General features: G+C 66.7%; 8 protein-coding genes. 2 read left to right on the plus strand and 6 right to left on the minus strand.

The genetic code is table 11. The features are described from left to right. Positions 1-350: 350 nt before the first annotated feature. From tmk to BMG523DRAFT_RS21630, 6 genes are all read right to left on the minus strand, one after another. Positions 351-899, minus strand: a complete 549-nt coding sequence (gene tmk / locus BMG523DRAFT_RS21605; protein WP_200875451.1) for a dTMP kinase — start codon at positions 897-899, stop codon at positions 351-353. Beyond that, positions 874-1,467, minus strand: a complete 594-nt coding sequence (locus BMG523DRAFT_RS21610) for a 3'-5' exonuclease (RefSeq protein ID WP_043592221.1) — start codon at positions 1,465-1,467, stop codon at positions 874-876. Before BMG523DRAFT_RS21610 ends, tmk begins: the two co-directional genes overlap by 26 nt. Next, positions 1,464-2,618 (minus strand): radical SAM protein, encoded by a 1,155-nt coding sequence (locus BMG523DRAFT_RS21615; protein WP_043592223.1) that lies wholly within the window; start codon positions 2,616-2,618, stop codon positions 1,464-1,466. The genes BMG523DRAFT_RS21610 and BMG523DRAFT_RS21615 overlap by 4 nt, the downstream gene beginning before the upstream one ends. Positions 2,619-2,756: 138 nt before the next feature. After that, positions 2,757-3,638 carry a helix-turn-helix transcriptional regulator gene (locus BMG523DRAFT_RS21620; protein WP_035913529.1) on the minus strand — a complete coding sequence of 294 codons (882 nt, stop codon included), beginning with the start codon at positions 3,636-3,638 and terminating at the stop codon, positions 2,757-2,759. Further along, positions 3,607-4,149 carry a DUF6879 family protein gene (locus BMG523DRAFT_RS21625; protein ID WP_035913532.1) on the minus strand — a complete coding sequence of 181 codons (543 nt, stop codon included), beginning with the start codon at positions 4,147-4,149 and terminating at the stop codon, positions 3,607-3,609. Before BMG523DRAFT_RS21625 ends, BMG523DRAFT_RS21620 begins: the two co-directional genes overlap by 32 nt. After that, positions 4,146-4,406: a hypothetical protein gene (locus BMG523DRAFT_RS21630; protein WP_235463363.1), complete on the minus strand. Its 261-nt coding sequence runs from the start codon at positions 4,404-4,406 to the stop codon at positions 4,146-4,148. Before BMG523DRAFT_RS21630 ends, BMG523DRAFT_RS21625 begins: the two co-directional genes overlap by 4 nt. Before the next feature lie 293 nt (positions 4,407-4,699). Between BMG523DRAFT_RS21630 and BMG523DRAFT_RS21635 the strand changes: the two genes are divergently transcribed. Both BMG523DRAFT_RS21635 and BMG523DRAFT_RS24980 read left to right on the plus strand, forming a co-directional pair. Next, positions 4,700-5,065, plus strand: coding sequence for a hypothetical protein (locus BMG523DRAFT_RS21635; protein ID WP_134351920.1), 366 nt, complete (start codon positions 4,700-4,702; stop codon positions 5,063-5,065). Positions 5,066-5,080: 15 nt separating this feature from the next. Further along, complete coding sequence (locus BMG523DRAFT_RS24980; protein WP_134351918.1) at positions 5,081-5,431, plus strand: hypothetical protein; 351 nt, start codon at positions 5,081-5,083, stop codon at positions 5,429-5,431. Positions 5,432-5,611: the final 180 nt, after the last annotated feature.

Genomic DNA, 5,611 nt, shown 5'->3' on the forward strand with positions numbered 1-5,611 from the left:
CCGCTCCCCGTGCTGGCGGGAACCGATACGGGGCCTGACCGAACCAGCCGGATATCCGTTCCGAAATCGACTATGACAAGTTTCCGAAAAACTCCGAAGTGTCCCTCCTTCGTAGGTGAGTTGGGGCAGGCAGGACCGGCGGCGGGTCTTCTTCGGTACCCGTGGTGGGCACCGTCCAGCACCGCCGGTCCCGCGTCTTTGGGGAAGCCGAGCGCCTACCTCCGCCGGTTGGCGGCGCGCCCTACGCCGACGTCTCGATGGCGGGCGCGGTGAAAAAGCTGAGGAGCCGGTCGCGGATGACCTCAGCCAGGCGCTCCGGTGGACGGGCGCCGCAGTCCACGCGCAGGACGTCAAAGCCGGCCTGGATCAGCCGCTCGGTGGCCTGGCGGTAGAAGTGGGCCTCGGCGTGGCTGGAGCCGGGGGGCGAGCTGGAAGCGGTTGTGCGCGCCCCGCTCCACCAGGCGCCGGGCGATGATGTCGGGGTCGGCCTCGAGGATGACGCACAGGTCGGGCCGGGCGGCTTCGGCGTTGAGCGCCCAGAGGAAGGCCGGGTCCAAGCCGTCGAAGCGCTGCATGACCAGCCCCGACGGCACGTAGCGGTCGGAGATGATGGTTTGGCCCAGCTCCAGATGCGGCCGGATCTCGGTCTCGATGTGGTGGTAGCGGTCCGCCGCATACAGGCAGGCCAAGGCGTGGCCGGTGACGCTTTCGGTCAACTCGCGGGCCAGTACACCGATAGGGCCGGCGGACGGTTCGGCCGTGACGTGGACGTCCTCGCCCGCCGCGACGAGCAGTTGGGCGAGGTGGCGCACGAGGGTGGACTTGCCTGCCCCGCTCGGCCCGTCCACGCTGATGAACAGCCCTCGGCGGTGATCAGAAAAGGGTCGCAGCCGGGTCATCGTCGCCTCCAGGGGGAAGGTCGCGGAGTTCGTCAAGGGACAAGGGGCGGCTGTCCGGGCCTGTTGCCAGCAGTGCGAACAGCCGGGCCGTCACCAGGGCGTCGTAGGTGGCTCGGTGGGGCCGGTGCTGTGGGTCCAGGCCGTCAGCCAGGCTGAAGGCCTCCACCAACGAGCCGAGCCGGTAGCTGACGCGCTCGGGCCGGAGCCGCCGCGCGAGCCTGAGCGTGTCGAAAACGTCCCGCGGTTCCCAACCTGGGAAGCTGCGCCGCAGGACGCCGAGGTCAACGTGTGCGTTGTGGGCGACGATCGCCACGCCTTCCAGGGCCGCGCGGATCTCCTTTTCCACGTCGGCCAGGACCGGCGCGCCTGCGACCATGTCGCTCGTGATGCCGTGGATGCGGCGGGCGAAGCCGGTGATCGGGCGCTCGGGCCGCAGGAGCCAGGCGGTCGGCTCCCCGATGGCGCCGCCGGTGATGGGCACCACCGCCAGCTCCACCAGGTCCGGCGGCTGCTGGCCGTTGCCCTCCACATCCACCACGGCGTAGTCCAGGCTCGTCCAGTCCGTCATGAGGCGACCGGCTCCTTCCATCCGATGTCAGCGCGGCCGTGGCGCCGCGCGTGGTGAGGATGGCGCACGTCGTGAACCTGGAAGCCAAGGGCGTGCTGGAGGAAGTAACGGGGCTGTTCGTGCGGGAGACCCGCGACCACGGCGGCCCGGTCGGTGATGTCTACGACCTCAAGGTCGTCTGTGTCGGGCACCGTGCTCGCGAGGGCCACCAACTCCTCTTGCGTAGGAACCTGGTGGGCGTCGTGGCACCGGCGGATCTGGCCGACCGGGCAGATATCGCACAGTTCCCGGACGCCGTAGTGGCCGTTGTAGTCGGGCAGGCCGTGGACGAACGACACCGCGCACGAGGTCTTACGAAACAGCTGGGTCCGGCCGCCGAGGGCTTCCAGTACCCGCCGCTCCAGGGTCTCGGGCACCACCTTGCGCCGGGCGGTGGCCGCGTACGGCTCCGGCAGGCCCGCAGCCTGGTAGTAGGCGGCGATTTCGTCCCGGTAGAAGAGGCCGGTGAAGACGGTAGCGTCGGCGTGCTGGCAAAGCTCAGCCGCGCGGGCCAAGTGCTCATCGGTGTCGTTGAGGCCAGGCACCAGGGGACGCCAGTAGAAGATCCTGCGGTAGCGCCGGGGCCGGACGGCGGTTGCCAGCCGCAGCGAGGCCGCCGCGACCTCGGAGGGGTGGGGCTCGATGCGCCGGTCCTCAATGCCGGAGTAGGTAAACAGCACGGTCAGCTTGACACTCGTCAGGCGGCCCAACCGCTCACAGTCCTCCGGCCGCAGCTGGTGCCGGGTGATGACGAGCACGTGGTTGGTGAGGCCGCGGGCGTCGAGGTCCTCCAGCACCGCGAAGGTGTGGGGCCGGACGGCCGGCAGAAACGGCTCGGTCGCCCGGTTGAAAAGCTGGACAGGCGTCGCTCCCGGCCGGAAGTAGGGGTGGCCGACAAGCTGGGCCACGGCCTCGGCGTCGGTCATCAGCGCCCGCGGCTGACGCTGGTCCCACAGGCCATAGGTGTGGCGGATGCAGTAGGCGCAGTCCAGCGGACACCCCTGGACGTGGTTGAGGGACAGTCCGCTCTTGCGGTACTCGACGACTTCCCGCGCCCGCGACGGCAGGCGTTCGATCTGTCCCGCGCTCAACAGCGGGACGAAACTGCGCACCCGGCGGCCCTCCAAACCTCCCCAAGCGGGGCAGCGTGACGTTGCCTCGCGTCGGAGAGTAAGGCGTCCATACCACAGGGCACCAGAAGATTTCTTTAGATTTCTCGAAACCCTGAGAGAAGACCACAGCGGGCGAAACTAGACGCCATCCTCGGGGACGCCCGAAGCAAGATCCTCAATGACACCGTTGATGATCGCGCGCGCCGAACGACCGTAGCTGGCGACGGCCGCGAGCTCCTCGAAGGCGCCCGCGTACAGTTCGATCTCCTGCGGTTGGCGCAAATCCAGCGCCGCGCTGAAGGTCTCGATCAGGACCCGTTCGGTGTCGTACATCCAGAAGCCATGCCATGGCGACGTGGCGTACTGCGTCTCAAATCCGATGATCCCCAGCCGGACGTTGGGTAGCTGGGAGAACGAAATCAGGCGGTCAAGCTGGCCAAGCATGACGTCGGTGGGGCACAGCCGAAACCGGAGCGCGGCTTCGGTCAGTACGAAGTGAAACCGCTTATCGGGGCGGTACAAGATCTCTTGCCGCCGGACGCGGGCGGCCACCGCTTCGCCTATGTCGTTCGGCAGCTTCAGCCGGCGGATGCCCTCGGCGAACCGTGCCCGCGCATACTCGGCCGTCTGGAGCAGGCCGGGGATCACCGTGGCCTCGAAGGCCCGGAAGAGCCGCGTTCGCTCGTCCCACTCGATCAGCTCTTGTTGCCGCGGCTTCAAGCCGGTCCGTAGGATGCGTTGCCACTCCGCGTGCTGCACTTCGAGGGTGTGCAGGGCCGCGAGCAGGGCTTCGGTCTCCGCCTGGCTGCCGGTGGCCTCGGTCCAGCCCCTGATGTCGTCGTCGGTCGGGGTCTGCCGGCCGTTCTCCAGCTTGGACACCTTCGACGGCGGCCATGACAAAGACTCCGCGAGCTGCCGGCCGCTCATTGCGGCTGACGTGCGAAGCTCACGGAGTCGTTTGCCGAGCGCGCTGCGCGCCTCGTGGACGTTAGACGCGCCGGAGGTGCTGTTCGGTGACAAAATCGTCCCGTCTTACGGCGTGGTGCCAGGCGGCATCACGCCAGTAGTTGTGCCGTACGACCTCGGCCGGGTCCTCGACGACCTCACCGCCGAGGAAGCGGGTTGCCTCATCGAAGACCATCCGAACCAGCTTGGATGAGTCGAACAACCAGTAGTCGTGGCCCGGCAGGCCGCCGGCCTCGGCCAGATCGCGCGTCAGGTAGCGGATGTCCTCGCCCGCCCCGTTCGTGAACTGCGCGCACCACACCCCGAACCGGCTGTAGTCGGTCAGCGGCAGGCTCACCACCCGGACGCGGGCGAACCTACGGCCGGCGGCAGTCGCCTCCCTGAGCATGTCCAACCAGCTCTGCATCCACAGAAGGTCATCCGGCTCGCCCGCGAGGAACCGGCGCAGCGACTCGTTCTCGTAGCTGGCGTCGTAGGTGTCGCGCGCCTCCAAGCGGTATGCGGTGTGCTCGAAGGAGTGGAAGAGCTGCCGGAACTCGGGGCCGGGTGGGATGAGCTGGCTCAGTGCTCCCCCTCCTGCTCCAGGTAGCGGCGGGCGTAGAACTTCAGGACTTCCTCCGGGATCTCGATCAAGGTCTCGTGGTCAGGGACGGCACCGATGTCCGCGAGCGCCTGGGGGTCGGTCACCTTCCACCCCTGGGCGATGTAGGTCACGCGGTCCGTGCGGTCGGTGGCGAACAGGGTCGGTGAGTTGTCTATCTGGGACTCGGGGTCCTTGCCGAGGAACCGGACGCGCACGGGTGCCTCCGTTGCTAGAAACATCGCGAACCGTTCGGCATCCATGGTGACGAACCGGACGGAGGACGTCAACCGAGGGCCGTCGTACGTGATCCGGAACCTCGTACTGTGCTCGCGCCTGACCGGGCTCGGCGCCGAACCGTGTCCCTCCCGCTGCCTGCGCTTGAAGGAAGTACAGGGAAGTTGCACCACCCTGGCCCGCACCAACCCTGGCCCGCACCAACCGCCGCCGGTGCGCCCGCCCTGAACGGTGCGCCACCGGCTGATTACACCTTGACAACCTGATATTGCTAGAGCCGGGCATGGAGGAACCAACCATGTCCAATGATCGAAATGAAAAATGTGAAGACCGTATCGACGCCCAGCTTTTGAACCTGGAACGCTGGTACAGGCGAAGGTACAAACGCTTAGAGAAGGCGCTACGGGCCAACGACTACGCCCGCGAGGAAGAAATACGCGAAGAGCTGGCACCCTTGGCGGTGTCGGCGCGGCGGCTGGTGCGGGTGGAGTTCTTTTGGGGCGGCCCCTCGGCGCATATGGACGCGGAGGTGGACAATGGCCAGGTGGTGGCCGCCACATTCCACTTCCTGGACTGGTTTGACGGTGCGTCCCGAAGTATTAGCGACAGTAGCAACCCCGCCCTCATGCGGCTGGCCGAGGACATGGCAGAGGTGGCGCTATGATCACTTGATTCCGCCGTGCGTGCGGTACTGAAGGAACAACGACAGTTCCAATGGAGCAACGTCCTAACGCTCGCGGTTGCGGTAGGTGTTCTTGACAAGGAGTCTCAGGCGGGTTCGGAGACGGGAACAGAGTACTGGGTCGGCGAGGATCACTGGCGCCATGTGCAGGAGCAGATTGTAGGCTTGCTCGACGACGCACTCACTGCGGACGGACCGACTCGACTTCCCGATGACGCGGCAGCAATGGTGTTTGAAATTCTCCAGCCCCTTTTGGGTGGTGTTTCGGATAGCGAAGGTGTCGGTCACACGGATATGGACGCTCTGACGGCAGGGCGACGTCAAAGTAGGTACGGCGTGGCGTCTTGAGTTTGTGGTCGGCTACTGCTAGGGGTCGGGCCGCGAAGGGCCCTGGAACGCGGCAGACGCGGCACCTACAGGAAGATCTGAGTTCTCACGCAAAGGTCTTCCAGAAGCAGGTGCCGCGTCCGTGTCTGTAGTGTCCCCCATGTTGTGGCTTGAGTGTCAGCAGGAGCAGGTCGAGGTCTC

It is taken from the genome of Frankia sp. BMG5.23, assembly GCF_000685765.2.
In the GTDB taxonomy this organism is placed as follows: Bacteria; Actinomycetota; Actinomycetes; order Frankiales; family Frankiaceae; genus Frankia; species Frankia casuarinae.

Excerpts from the sequence above, each read along its gene's own strand:
- BMG523DRAFT_RS21630 (WP_235463363.1), bottom strand. The coding sequence starts at position 4,406 with ATGTTTCTAGCAACGGAGGCACCCGTGCGCGTCCGGTTCCTCGGCAAG.
- BMG523DRAFT_RS21635 (WP_134351920.1), top strand. The coding sequence starts at position 4,700 with ATGTCCAATGATCGAAATGAAAAATGTGAAGACCGTATCGACGCCCAG.
- tmk (WP_200875451.1), bottom strand. The coding sequence starts at position 899 with ATGACCCGGCTGCGACCCTTTTCTGATCACCGCCGAGGGCTGTTCATC.
- BMG523DRAFT_RS21610 (WP_043592221.1), bottom strand. The coding sequence starts at position 1,467 with ATGACGGACTGGACGAGCCTGGACTACGCCGTGGTGGATGTGGAGGGC.